The organism is Mesorhizobium sp. M7A.F.Ca.ET.027.03.2.1 (genome assembly GCF_003999175.1).
Lineage (GTDB): Bacteria > Pseudomonadota > Alphaproteobacteria > Rhizobiales > Rhizobiaceae > Mesorhizobium.
The window spans coordinates 1-3,002 of record NZ_RZOM01000775.1; the positions used below are offsets into that span (position 1 = coordinate 1).

Below are 3,002 nucleotides of genomic sequence, written 5' to 3' on the forward strand. Positions count from 1 at the left end.
CTGGCGATCAGATCGAGCTGTTCGTAAGGCAGATCCTCCTTCATCAGCGCGGCGGTGTAGGCGCGGATATCGCGGCTGAGGATGTCGGTCGCCAGATAGTGCTCGCCCGGATCCGACGGCGCCTTCTTGGAAGAGCGTGCGATGTCGAGGAACATGGCGCCGGCCTCCAGATGGCGGGCCGTCTCTTGCTGCACGGCGGGAATGGCCTTGGCAAAATCGCTGGCCAGTTTGCGGTCGAGGAATTTCGGCGTCGAGAAATCCTCCGCGTCGTCGGCATCCGTGTGGCCGACACGCGATAGCACCCGCTCGAACACGCCGATGAACGGGAACAGCAGCACTGTGTTGAAGACGTTGAAGAAGGTCGAGTAGAGGCCGACCGCGACCGGCACCAAGGGGAAGGTCTCCTTGCCGTCGACAATCACCGGAACGGCCGGATCGCCGCCGAAGAACTGCATGGCCCATTCCAGCACCTGGATGGAGACGAAGAACAGAGGGATGGTGATGCACACCCCGATGATATTGAACGAGATGTGCGCATAGGCGGTCCGCTTGGCGTTCTTCGAAAGATTGAGGGAAGCCATCCAGGATGTGATCGTGGTGCCGAGATCGGCGCCGAGCGAGAAGGCGACGGCGGTTGTCCAGTCGAGAATGCCCGCCGCGCCAAGGCCCATGACGATGCCGATCGTCGCCGAGGACGAGTGGATCATCGCGGTCACGCCGGCGGCGATGAACACGCATTTGAAAAGGTTGAGGTAGGAGTCGGCCGTCAGCGTCTGCAGCAGCGCCATGACTTCCGGCAGGTTGCGAAGCGGACGCAGGCCGCCGGTCATCAGGTTGAGGCCGTAGAAGATCAGAGCGAAACCCATGCAGGCGAGCGCTATGTTCTTCACCTTTTCGCTTTTGGCGAAGCAGTAGACCAGCGAGAACACGCCGGCTAGGATCAATCCGAGCGGACCGAGCGGCAGGGCGATGAGCCCGTTGCCGAGCGTGGTGCCGATGTTGGCGCCCATGATCACGCTGATCGCCGGCCGCAGGGCGATGACACCGGCATTGACCAGCCCGACGACTATGACGCTCATCGCCGTCGACGACTGGATGACGCCGGTGATCAGCGTTCCCGCCAGCACGCCTTTGACCGGCGTACCAGCTGCCTTGGCGAGAAAGTCGCGCATCCGGTTGACCGACAGCGCCTGGATGCCGTTTGCCATGAAATCCAGACCGAGCATGAAGATGCCCAAGCCGCCGATCACCGGCACGAGGATGTCCTTGAAGATATCTATGTCCATTTCAGGCAGGCCCCCAACAAGTCGCCACGACGACGCGGTATGAAGTTCAGTTGCTGCGCAAGGCAGCTTTCGTTCGGGTCAGTTTCCGACCGGCAATTGCCTTGCCCAATACTGTTCGATCTGGCCAATGAGCGCTTTCGGCAGCGGCACATAGCCGAGTGCGGTGGCGTCGCCGGCACCTTGCGCGAAGGCGAGCCGGAAAAGATCATGCACGCGGCGATAGCGATGTTCCGAACGCCCCGCGACCTGGACAACGGCGAACACCGCCGTGCTGATCGGGTACGCACCATCTCCGCTGCGATTGGTGAGGGAGGCGAAGAAGTCGGTCGTTTCCCCCCAGGCGACGGAGGTGGCCGCTGCTTGCACGCCCTGCGGGTCCGGTTTGACGAACTTGCCGGATTTGTTCTGGACCGCTGCGAAGGGAAGGCCGGCGCGAAGAACCTGGCCGTATTCGGCGTAGGCAATCGCCCCCTTGCTCGCAGCCACGGCACGAAGAAGCGCTTGCGTACCTTCCGCGCCTGTCCCGAGCGGCCAGTCGATCAGAGTGTCGGCTCCAAGCTTCGTCTTCCAGTCTTCGCTTGTCGATGACAGAAACTCGGTGAAGACATAGGTTGAGCCCGAACCGTCCTGCCGGTGGATGACGCTGATGGCGAGATCGGGAAGGGCTATGTCGGGATTGAGCACCCTTATCGCAGGATCGGACCAGGACGGGCCGGAGAGGCGCAGACCTTGCTCTGGCAGGCCATCGAGATTGGCGACCACCGCGATCCCGCCCATGACGATCGGAAATTGCTGCTGGCCGTTCCTGGCGAGATCATCAGCCTGCTGGGGAACATCCGTGGCGGCGAAATCCAGTTCGGGCTGCGCAAGCCGCATCAGGCCGGCAAGGGATCCGACCGGTTCATAATCGACGGTCCAGTCCAGCGTGAAGAAGTCGCCGCCGTCGGCGCGTGCAGCCTTGTATGTCGTTGCCCACTTGCCGATGATCGGCGCGGCCAGTGTCGACCCCGCACCGCGAATGGGCTCAGCCCGCGCAGCGGATCCGATCATGGCCCCGATGATTGCAAGGGCGAGCGCAGCTGCCGCCCCCGAAACCGTCGGCCGTGCACCGCGCAATAAGGCTAAACCTGCTGACAACATAAATTGAATCCCAACTATACTGCCGCCGCTATGTAGGCGCGCATCAATGGCCATACGCCTGCGAAATGAGGCGTCAGCTGAAAACAAGATCGCTGTTGTCTTGTATTAATTCTTCTTAACGGTTGGATGACAGTGGGTCCCGGCGGAAAAGCTTTTCGACTATTCCGAAGACCTTTCGACTGCAAAACCTGAGCAAAAAGCCGCATCGCCTGAAAGTCGGCCGGGCGGGAAAGGTCATCCCATCCCGTTCCGGGATGGAAGAGGCTCTAACTGGCGAGTTTTCCGCCCCGCATCGGCCGCGGTGCGCCGGTCGTGCTCGGAAAGCTGATTGGCAGGCCGCGCAGCACGCGCACCGCGAGGAAGGCAAAACACTCCGCCTCGACCGCATCGCCGCTCCAGCCGAGGCTCTCGGCCTGCACCACTTCGACGCCGGCACGGCTGGTCAGCATCGCCATCATGGTCGGGTTGTGGCGGCCGCCGCCGCTGACCACCAGTTTTTTCGGACGGCTTGGTAAGAGGTCGAGTGCCTTGCCGACGGCTCCAGCGGTAAAGGCGGTCAGCAGTGCCGCGCCATCC

The 3,002-nt window shown here is 62.2% G+C and carries 3 protein-coding genes; all 3 read right to left on the bottom strand.

The features are described from left to right. The coding region (locus tag EN750_RS26595) for a Na/Pi symporter (RefSeq protein ID WP_145967932.1) at nt 1-1,286 on the bottom strand (1,286 nt) is incomplete at its 3' end. A 78-nt stretch (nt 1,287-1,364) separates the two neighbouring features. Next, a complete protein-coding gene (gene pstS, locus EN750_RS26600; protein ID WP_245482822.1) occupies nt 1,365-2,336 on the bottom strand; it encodes a phosphate ABC transporter substrate-binding protein PstS in 972 nt (323 codons plus the stop codon). Nucleotides 2,337-2,692: 356 nt separating this feature from the next. Further along, nucleotides 2,693-3,002: anhydro-N-acetylmuramic acid kinase (locus tag EN750_RS26605; RefSeq protein ID WP_189526467.1), on the bottom strand; the 310-nt coding region annotated here is incomplete at its 5' end.

Bases quoted from the DNA above. Each gene is read 5' to 3' on its own strand.
- pstS (WP_245482822.1), bottom strand. From the start codon at position 2,336: ATGATCGGATCCGCTGCGCGGGCTGAGCCCATTCGCGGTGCGGGGTCG.